The following is a 19,429-nucleotide window of genomic DNA, read 5'->3' as shown; positions in this document are numbered from 1 at the left end:
GGAGCGGGTGCGTAAGCACGTGCGGGGTGCGCGACGGTCAGTTCTCGTGCCCGGCGTAGGTGCCGAAGCTCCAGTAGACGCCTTCCGGGTCGCGGCAGGTGAAGCCGCGGGAGCCATAATCCTCGTTGCGCAGTTCGAGGGTGATGGTCGCACCGGCTGCCTTGGCACGCTCGTACAGCTCGTCCGGATTGTCGATGACTACGTACACCGCGCCGACGCCCGGCGGCGCCATCTCGAGCGCCGAACCCGCTCGGACCGAGCCGAGCATGATCCCGCCGCCGCCCGGCAGGGTGAGTTCGGCGTGTTCGACGATGTCGCCCTCGCCGTAGCGTGCCCGTTCGACGAAGCCGAAGGCCCGCTGCAGGAATTCGATCGCCGCCGGGGCGTCACGGTAGACGAAGCACGGCCACAGGGCCGCACCGGTGCGAGTGTTGCTGGTTTGCGTCGTTGTCTCGGTCATGTGGCCGAGCCTTCCAGCGGCAACCGCTCCCGGTCTTGGACGAATGGGAACTGCTCGTTCGCCAGCCACACCGAGGGTGGCATGCCCGCCAGCTCGCGCCATTCCCGGGCCATGTGCGCCTGGTCGTAATACCCGGCCGCCGCGGCGACCTCGGCGATCGACAACTCCGGTCGTCCCGGTGTCTGCGCCGCGGCGGCGGTGGCGACCGAGCGCAGCAGCCGGTGCGAGGACTCGAAGCGGGCCAGCCGCGCGGCATCCTTCGGCGTAATCCCGAATTCGGCAGCGAACCGGCCACCGAGATATCTTCGGCTCCAGCCGATCTCGGTGGCCACGTCGGCCACGCGGGCCTGGCCCGTCCCGGCGGTGAGCAGCCGCCACGCCTGCCGCAGATTCGGATCGATCGCGGGTTCGGCAACGCGGCGTAGCAGGATCTCGTCCAGGATCTCGAACCGCCTCACCCAGTCGGCGGTGGCCGACACCCGCTCGCGCAGCTCACGGGCGTCCGCGCCGAGCAGATCGGCCAGGTCGACCACCCAGGACCCGAGTTCGGCGACCGGCACCCCCAGCAGGGCACGCGCACCCTGCGGCGTCACCTCCAGTTGGATGCCGTGCTGGAAACCGCGGTGCTCGATCGAGCAGGGTCGCACGGTCAGCCCGTTCGCCATCGCCTCCCAACTGCCCGCCGACTGCGCGGGATGGGGCGATACCGGAATATCGATCGGTTCGTCGATCGTGATGATCACGGTGAGGTCGGTGCCCGGCATGCCGATATGCGTGCCCGGCTCGAAGCCGCGCATCAGATACCCCTGGTAGCTGCGGACGAATGCCCGTAGTCGCGGGTCCGGCAGCCCCATGGCGCCCTCCGAGACACCACTCACGCAGTCCAGATTAGGCCCAGCACCGGAACCCGCGCGTTGTCCGGCTCGTTCTCGGTAGAAGACGCCGCCATGGCGACACGGGCATGACTGCACTATCTATGGATATACAGACCATATGTAGACCACGTAGGTTTGCGGCCAGCAGGCGTCGCGAACCCGCGACGCCGCAGGCGTCGCAATAGACACAGAGAGGTTGCCGATGTTCAAGGGCGGTGCGGAGAAGGCGGTGAAGACACTGCTCGACAATGGGGCGCAGCTGCAGGCTCCGGCCGTCGCGAAGTATGTCGACCGGTTCCGGCGGACGCACCCGGACGAGAGTCCCGCCCAGATTATCGAACGGCTCGAGCGGATCTACCTGACCACGGTGACCGGCAGCGGCACCGCGGTCGGCGCGACCGCGGCGGTGCCCGGTGTCGGCACCATCGCCTCCCTGGCGGCGATGAGCGCGGAGACCACGTTCTTCCTCGAGGCCTCGGCGGTGTTCACCCTGGCCGTGGCCGCCGTGCACGGTGTCGCGCCCGAGGACAAGGAGCGCCGCCGCGCCCTGGTGCTGGCGGTGGTGCTGGGCGAGAGCGGGATGCAGATCGTCGAGAAGAACGTCGGCCATTCCGCGAAGAACTGGGGATCGCTGCTGGCCAACCAGATTCCGGGCATCCGCAATATGAACGAGTCGCTGATGAAGCGGTTCATCGTGCAGTTCATCGCCAAGCGCAGCGCGCTGATGTTCGGCAAGGTGCTGCCCGCCGGAATCGGCGCCGCCGTAGGCGGTTTCGGCAACCGGGCGATCGGCAAGCACACCATCGCCAATGCCCGCCAGGCCTTCGGACCGGCCCCGCTGACCTGGCCGGGCCCGACGGTGATCGACGCGGATCCGCTCCCGGCGCTGGACGACAAGTCCTCCGGGCAGCAATGAGCGCGGCGCAGCCACCCGCCTTCGCCGCCGCCGGACTGACCAAGCGATTCGATGCCGTGAGCGCGGTGCGCGAGGTGAGCTTCACCGTGCCCGCGGGCACCACCGCCGCCCTGGTCGGTCCCGGCGGTTCGGGCAAGACCACGATCGTGCGAATGCTGCTGGGGCTGCTGCCGCCGACCTCGGGCGGCGCGGCGTTCGGCGGCCGCGACTCACAGGCGCCGCGGCAGCCCGGGTCCGTCGGGGCCGTGCTGCAGCCGCGCGGGCTCCATCCGCTCCGCACGGCGCGGGGACAGTTGCGCGTCTACGCCGCCGCCGTGGGCGTCTCCGACGACCGGGTCGACGCCCTGCTGGAACTCATGAGCCTGGAAGCCGTTGCCGGAGAACGGATCCGCACGCTAGCGGCCGGTGTGCAGACACGGCTGGCCCTGGCGGTCGCGCTGCTCGACGATCCGCCGCTGCTGGTCCTCGACGACCCGTTCGCCGCGCTCGAACCGGCCGAACGCGGCTGGCTCGCGGACTATCTGCGTGGTCATGCCCGCCGCGGCGGAACCACGCTGCTGACCGCGCAGAGCCTGGCGGCGGTGCTGCCGGTGGCCGACCAGCTGATCGTGCTGGGCGGTGGATCGGTGGTGTATCAGGGCAGTCCGCGCCGGCTGCGGCGCAGCCATCCCGATCGCCTGGTGGTCGGTGCCTCCAGCGCGATCGCGCTGGCCACCACCCTGGCCGCGCGGGGCTTCACCGATACCGTGATGCGCGCCGACGGCCGCCTGGCCGTGGCCGACGCCTCGCGGACCGAGATCGAGGCCGCCGCCACCACCGCCCGGGTGCTGCTGACGGAGATGATCCCCGAACCGGTACATCCCGACCGGGTGCTGGCCGCGCTCACCCGAACCGCCCCGCCCGTCCAACCTCCGATGCCTTACGGGACGCCACCATGATTCTGACCGTGCCCACGGACGTGAGCCGGGCCGCCACCGTCGAGATCCGCAAGATCGGCACGTTGCGCGCGGGCTGGACGCTGATCCCGGCATGCGCCGCGATCGGCTTCGTGGCCACGGCCGTCACGGCGATCACCGGCACCGGACCGCAGCGGGACCAGGCGCTGGCGACGGGCACCGCCAGCATCGGCGTCTACCTGGGTATAGCGGCGGCGCTGGCCGCGGCCGCCGTGTTCGCGGCGCTCGCGGCGGGTGGCGAGTACCGCTCCGGGAGCATGCGGCTGACCGCGCTGTTCACCCCCGATCGCGATGTGCTGTGCGGTGTGAAACTCGCTGTGGCCGCAGGCTATTCGCTGCTGCTCGCGCTGTCGGCGGAGGTGGGCGCCGTCCTCGCGCTGGCGATATTCGGCCGAGACGAGATCGAGTTCGGTCTGCGGCTGGCGACCGTGTTCGGCGGCGGCCTGCTGGCGACCGCGTGCTGGGGCGTGATCGGCGCGAGCCTCGGGTTGCTGCTGCGCTCGGCGGTCCCCGCGATCGCGGCGATGGCCGGTTGGCTGGTGGTCGTCGAGCCGCTGCTGTGGGCGGTCATGAACGGGGTGGGCGTTCCCGGATTCGCGGCGCTGCTCCCGGGTTCGGCGACCGTCGGCACGGTCGCGGTCGACTCGTTCCCGAAGAGCCCGTTCCTGCCGCCGAGCGCGGCCTCGGTCGTGGTGCTGCTGCTCTGGACCGCTGCCGCCGGTGGCGCGTCATGGTGGTACCTGCGCGAGCGCGAGATCTGAGCGGTCCCGGCGTTCGCCGGGACGACGGGGGAGATTTCGGCGGCGGCGGATGGGAGGAGGCCGCGCAGCCGCCGGAACAAAGTGGTGTCGGTGGGCGTCGGTAGTTTCGAACTCATATGACTGACGCCGACGCACCCGCACAGCGCGGCCCCGGGTGGATTCGCCGACTGTGGGCCGCGTGTCGAACGCACCCGAAGCTGCTGACCGGCGTGATCGCCGCGGTGTTCGGCGGCGCGCTGGCGGAGGTCGCCGCACCGCTGGCGGCCAAGCGGGCGCTCGACAGCGCGCGCGTGGGCGATACGCGGGCCATCGGTGCGATAGCGATCGTGCTGGTGCTGCTGGCGGTGGCCAGGTTCGCCGCCGCGTACGGGCGGCGGTGGCTGGCCGGGCGGCTGGCGCTGGATGTGCAGCACGGACTGCGGGTCTCGCTGCTGACGGCGCTGCATCGCTACGACGGGCCGGGCCAGGACTCGCTGCGCACCGGCCAGGTGGTGTCGCGATCTATCACCGATCTGCAACTGGTGCAGGGGCTCCTGGCCATGGCGCCGCTGTCGGCGGCCTCGCTGCTGATCTTCGTCCTGGCGGCCGCGGTGATGCTGATGCTGTCACCGCTGCTGGCGGTGGTGGCGCTGCTGACGGTGCCCGCGCTGGGCGTGGTGGTGTACCGCACCCGGCCGCTGCTGCACGCGGCCACCTGGTCGGCCCAGCAGCGCGCCGCCGACCTCGCCCAGCACGTCGAGGAGACGGTCACGGGCGTCCGGGTGGTGAAGGGCTTCGGGCAGGAGGGCCGGATGGTCCACCTGCTCGAGGGGCACGGGCGGCGGTTGTACGCGGAGCGAATGCGGGCCGCGCGCATCGACTCCCGGTTCGCGCCGACGGTGGCGGCCATCCCACAGATCGGCATGGTCGTGGTGATCGCGCTCGGCGGCGCGCTGGCCCTGCGCGGCGTGATCGGGGCGGGCACGTTCCTGGCCTTCGCCGCCTACGTCACCATGCTGGCCTCCAGCACCCGCATCGTGTCGAACGTGATCGTCATGGCGCAGCTGACCCGCGCCGCCGCCGAACGCGTCTTCCAGGTCATGGACTCGGCGCCCGCCGAAACCGACCCGCCCGACCCGCAACCCCTGCCCGACGGCCCGCTGGGCGTCGAAATGCGCTCGGTCACCTTCGGTTTCGACCCGGACCGGCCGGTGCTGCGCGATTTCGACCTGTCCGTGGAACCCGGCGAGACCGTCGCGATCATCGGCCCCGCCGGTTCCGGAAAATCCACCCTCGCACTGCTTCTGCCCCGCCTGTTCGCGCCCGACTCCGGCCGGATCCTGCTGCACGGCCGGACCGCGACCGCCCACGCCACAGACGACCGATCCCGAATCGATAGCGCATCACATCCGGCCGCCCGGGTCGTGAGCCCCGAGTCCCCGGATGGCAGGAAGGACGCGCCGGGACGCGCCGGCGGCGAGCGTGCCACGAACGCTGCGGCAGCGCCGTACCGCGAGGTGGACATCGCCGACGTGCGAGCGGCCGATCTGCGGGCCGCCGTGGGCGTGGTGTTCGACGAACCGTTCCTGTTCTCCGACACGATCGCCGCCAATATCGCGCTGGGCCGTCCCGGTGCCACGCCCGAGGAGATCCGCCGGGCCGCCGAACTGGCCGCCGCGGACGGTTTCATCGGCGAACTGCCGGACGGCTACGACACGATGGTCGGCGAGCGCGGCCTCACCCTGTCCGGCGGCCAGCGCCAGCGCCTGGCCCTGGCCCGCGCACTCCTGGCCGAGCCGCGCATCCTGATCCTCGACGACGCCACCTCCGCCGTCGACGCCGTCACCGAGGCCGCCATCTTCGACACCCTGCCGAACGAAACCGGCCGCACCACACTGATTCTCGCCCACCGCGAGTCCACCCTCACCCACGCCGACCGCATAATCCGCCTCACCCCCACGGAGACGACAGAAACCACCGGCCAAATCTGGCCCGAGCCCGACGAAACCACCCTGACCGCCACAGATTCCAGCCAAGAGCGTGCCGGAAACAACGAGCGCGCCGCGAAGCGCGAACACGCCCGAAATAAGGAGCGCGCCACAGGGCGCGAGCGTGCCCGAAAGGAGGACGGTACTGCAGGGCACGAGCGTGCCCGAAATGCGGAACCCGCCACAGGGCTCGAACACGCCCGAAATGAGGACGGTGCTGCAGGGCACGAGGGTGCCCGAAACGCGGAACCCGCCACAGGGCTCGAACACGCCCGAAATGAGGACGGTACTGCGGGGCGTGGGGGTGCCGGAATTGGGGCGAGCGGATCGGGTGCGGAGAGGGACGGCGGGGGTGCCGGGGCGGGCGGCAATTCCGGGGATGTCGAGGTGCCGCCGGAGATTCGGGGGGATCTCGCCCGGCTGCCCGCGGCGACGGAGGTGCCGGGGCTAGATGATCGCGGGCTGGAGCAGCCGGAGCCGAACTTCCGGCTGGTGCGGTTGTTGAAGCCGGTGCGGTGGCTGCTGCTGGCCGTGGTGACGACGCTGGCCGCGGATGCCGTTATCGCCGTGGCATTTCCGGCGCTGACCAGGTACGCGCTCGACGACGGGGTGACCGCGGGCAGCGCGAGGGTGCTGGCGGCGGCGGCCCTCGGCGGGGCCGTGCTGGTGTCGCTGAGCTGGCTGGTCGAGGCGATCGGCACGCTGCTGTCGGCGCGCGGCGGGGAGCGGGTGCTGTACGGCCTGCGGGTGCGCAGCTACGCGCACCTGCAGCGGCTCGGCCTGGACTACTACGAGCGCGAGCTGTCCGGCCGGATCATGACCCGGATGACCACCGATATCGATGCGCTGTCGACGTTCCTGCAGACCGGCCTGGGCAACGCGCTGATCAGCATCGGCACCGCCGGTGGCATCGCGGTGGCGTTGCTGGTCATCGATCCGCGGCTGGCCGCGGTGGTCTTCGCCACCCTGCCGCCGCTGATCGGGGCCACCCTGATCTTCCGCAGGGTATCGGCGGCCGCGTACTCGGCCGCGCGCGAGCGCGTGGCCACGGTGAACGCCGACTTCCAGGAGAATGTCGCCGGACTCCGCGCCACCCAGGCCTACCGGCACGAACCGCATGCGGCGCGGCGCTTCACCGATTATTCCGACGCCTACCGCCGCGCCCGGATGCGCGCGCAACGCGCCATCGCGCTGTATTTCGCCTTCGTCGTCGCCTGGGCCGACCTGGCGCTGGCCGCCGTGGTCTACGTGGGTGCGCGCGAGGTGGCGCACGGCACGACAACCGCGGGCACCCTGGTGGCCTTCGTGCTGTATCTCGGCCTGCTGTTCGGCCCGATCATGCAGCTCTCGCAGGTGTTCGACGGCTATCAGCAGGCACGGGTGGGCCTGCGCCGGATCGAGGCACTACTGCGCACCCCGTCGTCGATCGCGCCCGACCCGGCCCACGCGGCCGTCGTCGGGGACCGGATGCGCGCCGATATCACCTTCGACGACGTGAGCTTCCGGTATCAGGACGCGAAAACGCCCGCCCTGGAAAATGTTTCGCTGCACATCCCGGCCGGAACCACCCTCGCCCTGGTCGGCGAGACCGGCGCGGGCAAGTCGACGATCGTGAAACTCCTTGCGCGCCTTTATGACCTGCCGCACACCGGCGCCTCCGGTTCCATCCGCGTCGATGGCAACGACCTCCGCGACTACCGCCTCGCCGACTACCGCGCCCGCCTCGGCGTCGTCCCGCAGGAAGCTCACCTCTTCACCGGCGACGTCGCCAGCAACATTGCATTCGGGAAACCCTTCGCCACCCGGGCACGGATAGAACGCGCCGCCGCGACGGTCGGGGCGCTGGACATGATCGCCGCATTGCCGGGCGGCATGCGGCAGCCGGTCGGCGAGGGCGGGCGCGGCCTGTCGGCCGGGCAGCGCCAGCTCGTCGCCCTGGCCCGCGCCGAATTGGTCGGCCCGGACCTGCTCCTGCTCGACGAGGCCACCGCCGTGCTGGATCCCGACAGCGAGGAGAAGGTGCTGGCAGCGAGCAGTTCGCTGGTACGCGCGGGGACTGGCCACGGCCGCACCGCGGTGATCGTCGCGCATCGCCTGGCCACGGCCGCCCGAGCCGACCGCATCGCCGTCGTGGACCGCGGGCGCATCGCCGAGATCGGCACCCACGACCAGCTCGTCGCGGCCGGGGGAATCTATTCCCGACTGTGGTCGGTGGCACGCTCGGAGGTAGGAATATTCTCGTCTGCGGACGAGTCGTCACATATGAGGCTGGGTCTGTCCGGCAGTCGATAGGCGCCTCGCGGCAACGCACCACGGGGATGGAGGCGAAAACTTTGCGCAATCCGAAGAAACCCGCGGAGACCGCCATGGGGCGTTGGGCCGGGCCTGGGCCTATCCTCAGAAAGGGCGCATCGGCACGCAACACGCCGATTACCCGTGCCGAGCACGTCACAAACGTCGCAGCGCAAAGAACGAAATGAGGCGAACACCTGCTGTGAGCAGCTCAACATCCCAGTTCGGACAGAACCAGTGGCTCGTCGACGAGATGTACCAGAAGTACAAGCAAGACCCGTCGTCCGTCGATGAGAGCTGGCACGAGTTCCTGGCCGACTACACGCCGGAAACGACGGGCGAGACCAACAGCTCGGGCCGGGCGGCGGGTGTTGACGCTACGCCGGTCGCAGGCACCGCCGCGGCACCGACGAACGCCGCGCCCGCACCGCAGGCGCCGGCTGCCGCGCCCGCGCCCGCCCAGGCCCCGGCTGCCCAGAACGCCACACCCCCCGCACCGAAGGTGAACACCGCCGCCTCGGCGGCCGCCGCCCCGCCGCAGGCGCGGGCGCCCCAGACCACCCCGGCCCCGGCCTCCAACGCCGCGCCGACCACCGGCGCCCCGAAGGCCGCCGAGTCGGCGGACGAGGCGAAGGTGCTGCGCGGCCCGGCCGCCGCCATCGTCAAGAACATGTCGGCCTCGCTGACCATCCCGACCGCGACCAGCGTGCGCGCCATCCCGGCCAAGCTGATGATCGACAACCGCCTGGTCATCAACAACCACCTGGCCCGCACCCGCGGCGGCAAGATCTCGTTCACCCACCTGCTGGGCTTCGCGATCGTGCAGGCGGTCAAGTCGTTCCCGAACATGAACCGCCACTTCGCGGAAGTCGACGGCAAGCCGAACGCGGTCACCCCGGCCCACACCAACCTGGGCCTGGCCATCGACCTACCGGGGAAGAACGGCAACCGCACACTGGTCGTCGCGGCCATCAAGAACTGCGAGACCATGACCTTCGCGCAGTTCCACACCGCCTACGAGGACATCGTCCGCCGCGCCCGCGACGGCAAGCTGGGCGCGGAGGACTTCTCCGGCGTCACCATCTCGCTGACCAACCCGGGCACCATCGGCACCAACCACTCGGTGCCGCGCCTGATGGCGGGCCAGGGCGCGATCATCGGCGCGGGCGCCATGGAGTACCCGGCGGAGTTTCAGGGCATGAGCGACCAGCAGCTGGCCGAGATCGGCATCGGCAAGCTGATGACGCTGACCTCCACCTACGACCACCGCATCATCCAGGGCGCGGAGTCCGGCGACTTCCTGCGCACCATCCACCAGCTGCTGATCTCCGACGAGTTCTACGACGAGATCTTCCACGGCATGGGCGTGCCCTACGAGCCGGTACGGTGGCGCAAGGACATCAAGGAGCGCGGCGTCGACAAGAGCGTCCGCGTGCAGGAGCTGATCGCCGCCTACCGCAACCGCGGCCACCTGATGGCCGACACCGATCCGCTGCGGCTGGTGAAGGACAAATTCCGCAGCCACCCCGACCTCGATGTCACCCAGCACGGCCTGACCCTGTGGGACCTCGACCGCGAGTTCAACGTCGCGGGCTTCCACGGCCAGGAGCGGATGAAGCTGCGCGACGTGCTGTCGCTGCTGCGCGACGCGTACTGCCGCCACATCGGCGTGGAGTACACCCACATTCTCGATCCCGAGCAGCTGGCGTGGATCCAGGAGCGGGTCGAGCAGAAGCACGCCAGGCCCACTGTCGCGCAACAGAAGTACATCCTGAGCCGCCTCAACGCGTCGGAGGCCTTCGAGACCTTCCTGCAGACCAAGTACGTCGGCCAGAAGCGCTTCTCGCTGGAGGGCGCCGAGTCGGTCATCCCGATGATGGACGCCGTCATCGACCAGTGCGCCGAGCACGGGCTCGACGAGGTCGTCATCGGCATGCCCCACCGCGGCCGCCTGAACGTGCTGGCCAATATCGTCGGCAAGCCCTATTCGCAGATCTTCACCGAGTTCGAGGGCAATATGAACCCGGCCGCCACGCACGGCTCGGGCGATGTGAAATACCACCTCGGCGCGCACGGCACCTACATCCAGATGTTCGGCGACAACGACATCGAGGTGTCGCTGACCGCCAACCCGTCGCACCTCGAGGCCGTCGACCCGGTGCTGGAGGGCCTGGTCCGCGCCAAGCAGGACCTGCTCACCAAGGAGGACCTGGTCACCAAGGGCGAGGAGGCGCGCACCTTCTCCGTCGTGCCGCTGATGCTGCACGGTGACGCGGCGTTCGCCGGTCAGGGCGTGGTCGCCGAGACGCTGAACATGTCGGGCCTGCGCGGCTACCGCGTCGGCGGCACGGTGCACATCGTGGTGAACAACCAGATCGGCTTCACCACCGCCCCGGAGAACAGCCGTTCCACCGAGTACTCGACCGATATCGCGAAGTTCATCGGCGCCCCGGTCTTCCACGTGAACGGCGACGACCCGGAGGCCTGCACCTGGGTCGCGCGGCTGGCCACCGACTACCGCGAGCGGTTCCACAAGGACGTCGTGATCGACCTGATCTGCTACCGACGCCGCGGCCACAACGAGGGCGACGACCCGTCGATGACCCAGCCGTACATGTACGACGTCATCGACACCAAGCGCAGCGTCCGCAAGTCCTACACCGAGGCCCTGATCGGCCGCGGTGACATCTCCATGAAGGAGGCCGAGGACGCGCTGCGCGACTACCAGGGCCAGCTGGAGCGCGTCTTCAACGAGGTCCGGGAGCTGGAGAAGTACACCCCGGAGCCCAGCGAGTCGGTCGAGAAGGAACAGACCATCCCCCAGACGGTCGTCACCGCCGTGGACAAGACGGTGCTGCACCGCATCGGCGACGCCTTCATCGACGTGCCCGAGGGCTTCAGCGTGCATCCGCGCGTCAAGCCGGTGCTGGACCGCCGCCGCGAGATGGCCTACGAGGGCAAGGTCGACTGGGCGTTCGCGGAGCTGCTGGCGTTCGGCACCCTGATCGACCAGGGCCGCGCGGTGCGCCTGACCGGGCAGGACTCCCGCCGCGGCACGTTCACCCAGCGGCATTCGGTGGTCATCGACCGCAAGACCGGCGCCGAGTACACCCCGCTGCACAACATCGGCAGCGCCAACCCGGGCTGGTTCGCGGTGCACGACTCCGCGCTGAGTGAATACGCCGCCGTCGGCTTCGAATACGGCTACTCGCTGGGCAATCCGGACGCGCTCGTGCTGTGGGAGGCGCAGTTCGGCGACTTCGTCAACGGCGCGCAGTCGATCATCGACGAGTTCATCTCCTCCGGCGAGGCCAAGTGGGGTCAGCTGTCCGACGTCGTGCTACTGCTGCCGCACGGCCACGAGGGGCAGGGCCCCGACCACACCTCCGGCCGCATCGAGCGGTTCCTGCAGCTGTGCGCGGAGGGGTCGATGACGGTGGCGGTGCCGTCCACCCCGGCCAACTATTTCCACCTGCTGCGTCGGCACGTGCTCGACGGCATCCGCCGTCCGCTGATCGTCTTCACCCCGAAGTCGATGCTGCGCAACAAGGCCGTGGTCTCCAATATCGAGGACTTCACCGACAGCAAGTTCCGCTCGGTGTTCGAGGAGCCGACCTACGAGAGCGGCGACGGCGACCGCAGCAAGGTCAAGCGGATCCTGCTGACCAGCGGCAAGCTCTACTACGAGCTGGCGGCGGAGAAGACCAAGAAGAACCGCGACGACGTGGCGATCATCCGCGTCGAGCAGCTCTACCCGATCCCCTCCTACCGGCTCAACGAGAAGCTGGCGACCTACCCGAACGCCACCGACCTGGCGTGGGTGCAGGAGGAACCGGCGAACCAGGGCGCCTGGCCGTTCTTCGGCCTGAACCTGCCGGAGATCCTGCCGGACCGGTTCAACAAGCTGCGCCGCATCTCGCGGCGCGCCATGTCGGCGCCGTCCTCGGGTTCGAGCAAGGTGCACGCGGTGGAGCAGGCCGAGATCATCGCCGAGGCGTTCACGCCGACCGCGTAAGGGTCTGACCAGTGCGCCGGGCCGAATTCGCTTCCCACGGAAGCATTTCGGCCCGGCGCTTCACTGTCTCCGGACCGTCCCGGCACACCCCCGAACCTCATATCTCGGCGCGCCGGGAGTGCAGAGCTGACTGAAATTTCCTGCGCCGGAAGCGATTCGGCATGACTGTACTGTTATTGCGCAGGGTCGAATTCGCACCGACCGAGCGCTTCGATCCCGCCTCGTGGTACATGGACGTCCCCGTCATCGCCGAAATATGTTCTGAAGGAATGACTTTCGAGAAGCCGGTGACGGTGATCGTCGGCGAGAACGGGGTCGGGAAGTCGACACTCGTGGAGGCGATCGCCGGAAGCTGGCAAGCCGGGATGCGGGCGGCCGAGGACCGGATGTGGGCGCCGGGCGGCACATCCGGCGATACCGACCTGAAGTACCACCTGCGCTGTGACGGGATGTATCCGCGGCCTACGAACGGTGGCTTCCTGCGCGCGGAAGCCATGCTGAACCTGTTCGAGACGGCCGATGCGATGCGAGTGCGCGATACCGATCAGGTCTGGAACCAGCTCTCCCACGGCCGGTCGTTCCTGCGCTATGTCGCCGAACGCCCGGTGGGACAAGGACTTTGGTTACTGGACGAGCCCGAGGCAGCGCTCTCCTTCCAGTCCTGCCTCGCATTGATCGGCGTCCTGATCGACCTTGCCGCCGAGGGCTCGCAGGTGCTCATGGCAACCCACTCCCCCCTCCTCGCCGCCTGCCCGGACGCGGAGATCCTGGAACTCACCGAGGAAGGCATCGAGTACCGCGAGTGGGACCGACTCGACATGGTCCACAACTGGCGCACCTTCCTGGATGCACCCCAGCAGTACCTGCGACACCTGTAACCACCCCTGCCGCCCTGGCTCCACACCGTCATTCCCGACGCCCCACCCCGTCACTCCCGGCCCGCCACCCGTCATACCCGGACCGCCGCCCGTCATTCCCGCCGCTCTTTTGGACGGGATCTCGTGGCGATTCCGGTCAAAGCCATGCCGGAATGATGAGGAAGCAAGCCGCACTGTGACCCCGCTCATCCTCCCTTGTTCGGCAAAACCTCCGCACCGTATATTCGGCGTGGAGTATTCGGTTCGGAGGAGGGAGTGGCGACGATGTCGAAGCAGCCGGGCGCCACGCTGACGCCGCTGGCGATCGCCGTGCTAGCGCTGCTCGAGGAACGGCCGATGCACCCGTACGAGATGTATCAGTTGCTGCTGCAGCGCCGGGAGGACTACCTGCTCAAGATTCGCCCGGGCTCCCTCTATCACACGGTGACGCGGCTGGCCGAGCAGGAACTGGTGCACGCCGAGGGCACGGACCGCGCGGGCAACCGCCCCGAACGCACGACCTACCGGATCACCGAATCCGGCACCACCGCCTTGCGCACCCGGATATCGGACCTCATCCGCCGCCCGCTGCGCGAATATCCGATCTTCCCGCTGGCCATGTCCGAGGCGCACAACCTGCCCCGGGACGAGGTGCTCGCGCTGCTGCGCGAGCGCATCGGCTGGCTCGACAGCGACATCACCGAACTGGACGCGCTGCACGACTGGCTGCTCACACACAAGGTCGCACGGCGGTACTGGATGGTGATCGAGTACCTGCGCGGCCAGGTCGACGCCGAGGTCACCTGGTTGCGCCGCATCGCCGCCGAACTGGAATCCGGTGTCCTGCAATGGGAACCATTCACCCCCGACGGCACCCGGATCACACCGGAGACCGGCGTCATCGGCCACGGCTGGGGCGCGGCGGTCACCGACGACGTGCTCGCAGAACTTCGGAAGGGAATTTCATGACGACGCAACGCAATCCGTGGCTGGCGCTCTACGCGCTGGTCGTCGGATTCTTCATGATCCTGCTGGATATGACCATCGTCGCGGTCGCCAATCCGGCGATCATGACCGATCTGCACACCGACATGACGAAGGTCATCTGGGTGACCAGCGCGTACCTGCTCACCTATGCGGTGCCGCTGCTGGTGACGGGGCGGCTCGGAGATCGGTTCGGCCCCAAGAACATCTACCTACTCGGCCTGGCCGTATTCACCCTCGCTTCGCTGTGGTGCGCCATGTCCACCACCGTCGAGATGTTGATCGCGGCGCGCGCGGTGCAGGGTCTGGGCGCGGCGCTGATGACCCCGCAGACCATGGCGGTGATCACCCGCACCTTCCCGCCGGACCGGCGCGGCGCGGCGATGGGGCTGTGGGGCGGCGTGGCCGGTCTGGCCACGCTGGTCGGCCCGATCCTCGGCGGCGTGCTCGTGGACTGGCAGGGCTGGAACTGGATCTTCTACATCAACGTGCCGATCGGCATCATCGCCTTCGCGCTCGCGGTCTGGCTGGTTCCCGCGCTGGAGACCCACGAGCACAAGTTCGACCTGGTCGGCGTGGTCCTCAGCGGCGTCGGCATGTTCCTGCTGGTGTTCGGGATCCAGGAGGGCAACACACACGACTGGAACGCCTGGATCTGGACGATGATCGTCGCCGGTCTGGTGGTGTTCGCACTGTTCGTGGTCAATCAGGCCCGCAATCCCGGCGAGCCGCTGGTGCCGCTGAGCCTGTTCCGCGACCGCAACTTCGCGCTGTCCAGCGTGGCCATCGCGGCCATGGGCGCCGCGGTGACGGCGCTGATGGTCCCGGCGTACTTCTATCTGGAGGCGGTGCGCGAGTTCTCACCGACCAAGGCGGCCTTGGTGTTCGCGCCGATGGCGATCGTCACCGGCTTCACCGCGCCGTTCATCGGCAAGATCTCCGACCGGATGCCGCCGCGCATCATCCCGACCATCGGCTTCGCGCTCTTCGCCGTCTCGGTGTTCGGCTTCTCGGTGCTGATGAAGCCGGACGGGTCCATCCCGCTGTTCCTGGTGATCGCGGCGATCGCCGGTCTGTCCAACTCCTGCATCTGGGCGCCGCTGGCCTCCACAGCGACACGCAACCTGCCGGTAGCCCAGGCCGGTGCGGGAGCGGGCGTGTACAACACCACCCGCCAGCTCGGCTCGGTGCTCGGCAGCGCCGCGATCAGCGCGCTGATCTCCGCCCGCATGTCGGCCCAGGGTCTGGGCGGCGCCAATGTCTCCGAGGGCGGCGGCGCCTCCATGGGAAAACTCCCCGAGGCCATCCTCGACAAGTTCAGCAGCGCGCTCGGCCAGTCGATGCTCCTCCCCGCCGCCATCCTCCTGATCGGCGTCGTCGCCTCGGCCCTGTTCATCGGCGGCAAGTCCAAGACGTCCGACGCCGAAGCCAACACCAAGGTCCCGGTAGACATCGGGCACTGAGTGCGGGCCGAAATGGTGACCAGGGTAGCCCTGCGAGCCCGACGACGTTTTGCCGGTCCGCCGATCAACCGACCCGGACCGAGACGGTGGGATATCCCGTGGCACCGTCCGGGATGACGTCTCGGACATCGGAGGTTTGGACCTGGCCTGTGCCGTCGGTGGAGCGGGCGCGCAGCGTATGCGGGCCCGGGACGGCGTCCCAGTCGTAGGACCACTGGCGCCAAGTGTCGATCGTGGGTTCGACGGCCAGGCGGGCGGGTTCCCATGGGCCGTCGTCGATTTGGACCTCGACAGCCCGGATGCCGCGGTGCTGCGCCCAGGCGACACCCGCGACGACGACGTTGCCGCTGCCCGGTCGGGCGCCCGCGCGTGGGGTGTCGATGCGGGTGCCGGTCTTGATCGGGCCGTGGGCCGACCAGCCGCGTTTGGTCCAATATGCCTGTGCGCGATCGAATCTCGTGACCTCCAGCTCGGTCACCCACTTGGTGGCCGACACGTAGCCGTACAGGCCGGGCACGACCAGCCGGGCCGGATAGCCGTGCGCGACGGGCAACGGCTCACCGTTCATGCCGACGGCCAGCAGGGCGTCGCCGCCGTCGGTGAAGGTATGCAGCGGGCTACCCGCGGTGAACCCATCGATGCTGCGCGACAGCACCATATCGGCGTCCGGGTGCGGGCGGGCCTCGGCGAGCAGTTCGTCCAGCCGGTAGCCCAGCCAGCGCGCATTTCCGATGAGGTCACCGCCGATCGGATTGGATACGCAGGCCAACGTCACCAGCCGTTCCACCGCCGGGCGGCGCATGAGATCGGCATAGCCGATCCGGATTTCGCGCTCCACCATGCCGTGGATGCGCAGCGACCAGGCGTCGGTGCTGACCTGCGGCACCACCAGCGCGGTGTCGATCCGGTAGAAGTCGGCGTTGGGCGTCAGATACGGTGTGAGACCGGGGATTCGAAGGTCGGCGGCCGGATCGATGGGCGGCGCCGCAACATTCGGCAGCGGCAACCGCACCGCAGCCCGCTCCGCGGACACGCTGTGTGCGCGCGCACCGAGCAGCCGCCCCGCCAATCCCGTTGAGGCGGCCACAATTCCGACACCGACAATGCCTCGCACCGCCTGCCGCCGGTCCAACGCCCCGGTCGAACCACCGGAGGCGGCAGCGCCGTCGGCGGTATCCCGTGTGCCGGATGCCGGATGGCCCGCCGCTGTCGCGCGCGAGGCGTCCGGGGCGGCGACCACATCGTCCCGTGGGCGCCCCACACCTGGCGCGGCCTGAGACCGGGCCGGTACGCCGTCCCGCCCCGGTTCGACCTTCTCGCAGCGTCGAATCAACCAGCGCAGCACCGTGAGTCCCAGCACGAGGCCCACCAGGGTGGGCAGGGCCCAGGTCCAGGACGCCCCCTGCCGGTTCGCCGCGACGACCGCGGCCACCAGTCCGAAGACGGCGAGCAGCGCGGAGCCGAACGGCCGATCCGTGCGCTCGACCCGTCCCGCCGCCGCGGCGACCCCCACCGCGACGATCCCCATGCACACGAACAGCACCGGCTTGTCATTGGTACCGAAGGTGTCGATCGCCCATTCCCGCACCCTGTCGGGGGTCCGGTCCACCACGGTGGAACCGATCGCCGCCAGGGGCGCGCTACCTTGGCCGACGGGCACCGCCACCAGTTCCGCGACCCCCAGCGTGAGCCCGGCGGCCACGATCCCGCAGGCCGCGCGCAGTCCCGATCCGGTCATACGGTGAGCGTACGTCCGCTTTCCCTCGCTCAGAACCTCCGAACAGGCACGAAGGCCCGGCCGTCACACATTCGTCAGATCTCGGCACCGACCGGCGGCCCCGCCCGACCCTCGGCATCACTGCGGTGTGAGGTCGGGCACGTGGCAGTTCCACGGGCGCTCCCCAGGCAGTTCTCAGGAATCGCGCGCCTAATGGATGCAGACCTTCTGACCATTCGAGGACGTGATGACCTTGCATCCGAATCAGGGCAGCTGGCCGGGGCCGCAGGGACCGTACGGGCCACCCCCGCGGCCGCATCGCCCGGCGCTGAACTTCGGCGTCGTGGCGGCCCTGGTGCTGGCCGTAGCCGTCGTCATCGGCCTGGTGGCCGCGCGCATGAGCGCCACCCAGCACACTCCGACGACCCCACCGGCGCAGTCCGGCAATGTCATGCACGCATTCGATTCACAGGCTCGGTCCGATCTCACCGACGCCGCGCAACGAGTGGTCCCGGGTGTCGTCACGGTGAACACCGAACTCGGCCTGCAGGGCGGTGGCAGCGCGGGCACCGGGATCGTCCTCACCTCCGACGGGGACGTCCTGACCAACAACCACGTCGTCGAGGGCGCCACCCGGATCGAGGTGACCAGCATCGGCAACGGCAAGACCTACCCGGCCACCGTGCTCGGCTACGACCGCACCAACGATCTGGCGGTGCTGCGCCTGTCCGGCGCCTCGGGGCTGCAGACCGCACCGCTCGGCGATTCGGACAAGGTCGCCGTCGGCGACGAGATCGTCGGGGTGGGCAATGCGGGCGGCACCGGCAGCCCCAGCGCCGCGAGCGGGCGGGTGACCGCGCTGCACCGCTCGATCACCGCCAGTGACGAATCCTCCGGCAGCTCGGAGCAATTGACCGGGCTCATCCAGGTGGCCGCTGATATTCGGCCCGGCGACTCCGGCGGTCCCCTGGTGAACAAGGACGGCCAGGTGATCGGCGTCAATACCGCCGCCTCCCAAGGGTTTCGGCTCGGCGCCGATGGCGGCGAGGGCTTCGCCATCCCGATCAACAAGGCACGGTCGATCGCCCAGCAGATCCAGGCCGGGACCGGCTCCGGCACCGTACATGTCGGCCCGAGCGCCTTCCTCGGCATCACGGTCAGCGATGCGGACGGCCAAGGCGCCCTGGTCCGCGATATCGTGCGCGGCGGCCCGGCGGCGGAACTCGGCGTGGCGCCCGGCAGCGTGATCACCGATATCGACGGCGACCGCATCGACTCGGCCAACGCCCTGATCGCCACGATGGACAAGCACCATCCCGGCGACAACGTGAACCTCACCTGGACCGATCGCACCGGCCGGACCCAAACCGGCAAGATCGAACTGGCGCAGGGCCCCGTCGGCTGAGAACTCCCGAAGCTTCCTATGCTGTGGATCGAGGTTCCACTTCCGCCCACGGTCGAGGTCACCGGATGCCCAGAGGTTCCAGGCGCGCGTACGACACGGGTCTGTCGCGAGGTGATCGTCGGCGCGGCACTGGCCCTGACCGCCGAGCGCGGCCTCGACTGCTGGAGCATGCGTGACCACCCCGGCTGCGGCCACACCGTCCACGAGGATTGCCCGGCGGAAGCCACCCACAGACGAAAGCCGCCGTCACCGGGAGACATGGCGCCGGCCGCCGCCTACTCGGCGGGGGTGTAGCCGATCATCCACGGCACCGCGTACTTGTCTGTCACCATGCCGAACAGCTCGGCCCATTCGGTCTTGCCGATCGGCATGGATACGTCGCCGCCCGCCGACAGCTGGCCGAAGATCCGCTCGGCCTCCTCGCGGCTGTCCACATCCACCGATACGGCGTAGGCCGGGCTGTCGGTGTTTACGGTCTGCCCCGGCGGGCAGTCCGATGCCATCAGCAGGTGGTCGGTGCCGCGCAGGGGCAGGGCGGCGTGGGCGATCAGGTCTTTCGCGGCGGCGGGCAGGCCGCCGCCGTCGCCCATCTCGCTGAAGCGGATCAGCTGCAGCTCACCGCCGAAAACGGACTGGTAGAAGGTGAACGCCTCCTCGGCGTTGCCGTTGAACATCAAATAGGGGTTCAAGACCGTCACGGATTGCCTCCTCGAATGAGTACACGGCCGGACGGACGACAGTGGCCGTCGCCCCTAGTAGGG

At 69.4% G+C, this 19,429-nt stretch carries 13 protein-coding genes; 9 read left to right on the top strand and 4 right to left on the bottom strand.

Translation table 11 applies throughout. The features are described from left to right. Positions 1–37: 37 nt before the first annotated feature. Complete coding sequence (locus ACYVLQ_RS28160; protein ID WP_460700544.1) at positions 38–460, bottom strand: VOC family protein; 423 nt, start codon at positions 458–460, stop codon at positions 38–40. Beyond that, entirely contained in the window at positions 457–1,338 is an 882-nt protein-coding gene (locus ACYVLQ_RS28155; RefSeq protein ID WP_460700543.1) for a helix-turn-helix domain-containing protein, read from the bottom strand. The genes ACYVLQ_RS28160 and ACYVLQ_RS28155 overlap by 4 nt, the downstream gene beginning before the upstream one ends. 199 nt (positions 1,339–1,537) lie before the next feature. Here ACYVLQ_RS28155 and ACYVLQ_RS28150 point away from each other — a divergent pair, with 199 nt between their 5' ends. The 8 genes from ACYVLQ_RS28150 to ACYVLQ_RS28115 all read left to right on the top strand — a co-directional run bounded on the left by ACYVLQ_RS28150 (position 1,538) and on the right by ACYVLQ_RS28115 (position 15,546). Further along, positions 1,538–2,251: a hypothetical protein gene (locus tag ACYVLQ_RS28150; RefSeq protein ID WP_460700542.1), complete on the top strand. Its 714-nt coding sequence runs from the start codon at positions 1,538–1,540 to the stop codon at positions 2,249–2,251. Next, the gene (locus ACYVLQ_RS28145; protein ID WP_460700541.1) at positions 2,248–3,189 is read left to right on the top strand and encodes an ATP-binding cassette domain-containing protein; all 942 of its coding nucleotides are present in this window, start codon (positions 2,248–2,250) and stop codon (positions 3,187–3,189) included. Before ACYVLQ_RS28150 ends, ACYVLQ_RS28145 begins: the two co-directional genes overlap by 4 nt. 8 nt (positions 3,190–3,197) lie before the next feature. Beyond that, positions 3,198–3,968, top strand: a complete 771-nt coding sequence (locus tag ACYVLQ_RS28140; RefSeq protein WP_460700540.1) for an ABC transporter permease — start codon at positions 3,198–3,200, stop codon at positions 3,966–3,968. 116 nt (positions 3,969–4,084) lie between these two features. Next, a complete protein-coding gene (locus tag ACYVLQ_RS28135; RefSeq protein WP_460700539.1) occupies positions 4,085–8,227 on the top strand; it encodes an ABC transporter ATP-binding protein in 4,143 nt (1,380 codons plus the stop codon). Between the two features lie 184 nt (positions 8,228–8,411). Beyond that, positions 8,412–12,242 carry a multifunctional oxoglutarate decarboxylase/oxoglutarate dehydrogenase thiamine pyrophosphate-binding subunit/dihydrolipoyllysine-residue succinyltransferase subunit gene (locus ACYVLQ_RS28130; protein ID WP_460700538.1) on the top strand — a complete coding sequence of 1,277 codons (3,831 nt, stop codon included), beginning with the start codon at positions 8,412–8,414 and terminating at the stop codon, positions 12,240–12,242. A 161-nt stretch (positions 12,243–12,403) separates the two neighbouring features. Then, positions 12,404–13,120 carry an AAA family ATPase gene (locus tag ACYVLQ_RS28125; protein WP_460700537.1) on the top strand — a complete coding sequence of 239 codons (717 nt, stop codon included), beginning with the start codon at positions 12,404–12,406 and terminating at the stop codon, positions 13,118–13,120. Between the two features lie 264 nt (positions 13,121–13,384). Beyond that, positions 13,385–14,068 carry a PadR family transcriptional regulator gene (locus ACYVLQ_RS28120; protein WP_460700536.1) on the top strand — a complete coding sequence of 228 codons (684 nt, stop codon included), beginning with the start codon at positions 13,385–13,387 and terminating at the stop codon, positions 14,066–14,068. After that, positions 14,065–15,546, top strand: coding sequence for a DHA2 family efflux MFS transporter permease subunit (locus ACYVLQ_RS28115; protein WP_460700535.1), 1,482 nt, complete (start codon positions 14,065–14,067; stop codon positions 15,544–15,546). Before ACYVLQ_RS28120 ends, ACYVLQ_RS28115 begins: the two co-directional genes overlap by 4 nt. A 64-nt stretch (positions 15,547–15,610) precedes the next feature. Here the strand turns inward: ACYVLQ_RS28115 and ACYVLQ_RS28110 are convergent, their stop codons facing one another. Further along, positions 15,611–17,284 carry a molybdopterin-dependent oxidoreductase gene (locus ACYVLQ_RS28110; protein ID WP_460700534.1) on the bottom strand — a complete coding sequence of 558 codons (1,674 nt, stop codon included), beginning with the start codon at positions 17,282–17,284 and terminating at the stop codon, positions 15,611–15,613. Between the two features lie 376 nt (positions 17,285–17,660). Here ACYVLQ_RS28110 and ACYVLQ_RS28105 point away from each other — a divergent pair, with 376 nt between their 5' ends. Further along, positions 17,661–18,668 (top strand): S1C family serine protease, encoded by a 1,008-nt coding sequence (locus ACYVLQ_RS28105; RefSeq protein ID WP_460700717.1) that lies wholly within the window; start codon positions 17,661–17,663, stop codon positions 18,666–18,668. A 275-nt stretch (positions 18,669–18,943) separates the two neighbouring features. Here ACYVLQ_RS28105 and ACYVLQ_RS28100 read toward each other — a convergent pair whose 3' ends face one another. Beyond that, positions 18,944–19,366: a VOC family protein gene (locus ACYVLQ_RS28100; RefSeq protein WP_460700533.1), complete on the bottom strand. Its 423-nt coding sequence runs from the start codon at positions 19,364–19,366 to the stop codon at positions 18,944–18,946. Positions 19,367–19,429 lie beyond the last annotated feature (63 nt).

The organism is Nocardia thraciensis (assembly GCF_054782435.1).
This window is presented reverse-complemented; position numbering and strand designations above follow the sequence as displayed.

What these genes read in the sequence shown, in the direction of transcription:
- ACYVLQ_RS28160 (WP_460700544.1), bottom strand. Translation starts at nt 460, where the DNA reads ATGACCGAGACAACGACGCAAACCAGCAACACTCGCACCGGTGCGGCC.
- ACYVLQ_RS28150 (WP_460700542.1), top strand. Translation starts at nt 1,538, where the DNA reads ATGTTCAAGGGCGGTGCGGAGAAGGCGGTGAAGACACTGCTCGACAAT.
- ACYVLQ_RS28145 (WP_460700541.1), top strand. Translation starts at nt 2,248, where the DNA reads ATGAGCGCGGCGCAGCCACCCGCCTTCGCCGCCGCCGGACTGACCAAG.
- ACYVLQ_RS28135 (WP_460700539.1), top strand. Translation starts at nt 4,085, where the DNA reads ATGACTGACGCCGACGCACCCGCACAGCGCGGCCCCGGGTGGATTCGC.
- ACYVLQ_RS28130 (WP_460700538.1), top strand. Translation starts at nt 8,412, where the DNA reads ATGAGGCGAACACCTGCTGTGAGCAGCTCAACATCCCAGTTCGGACAG.
- ACYVLQ_RS28125 (WP_460700537.1), top strand. Translation starts at nt 12,404, where the DNA reads ATGACTGTACTGTTATTGCGCAGGGTCGAATTCGCACCGACCGAGCGC.
- ACYVLQ_RS28120 (WP_460700536.1), top strand. Translation starts at nt 13,385, where the DNA reads ATGTCGAAGCAGCCGGGCGCCACGCTGACGCCGCTGGCGATCGCCGTG.
- ACYVLQ_RS28115 (WP_460700535.1), top strand. Translation starts at nt 14,065, where the DNA reads ATGACGACGCAACGCAATCCGTGGCTGGCGCTCTACGCGCTGGTCGTC.
- ACYVLQ_RS28110 (WP_460700534.1), bottom strand. Translation starts at nt 17,284, where the DNA reads ATGACCGGATCGGGACTGCGCGCGGCCTGCGGGATCGTGGCCGCCGGG.
- ACYVLQ_RS28105 (WP_460700717.1), top strand. Translation starts at nt 17,661, where the DNA reads ATGAGCGCCACCCAGCACACTCCGACGACCCCACCGGCGCAGTCCGGC.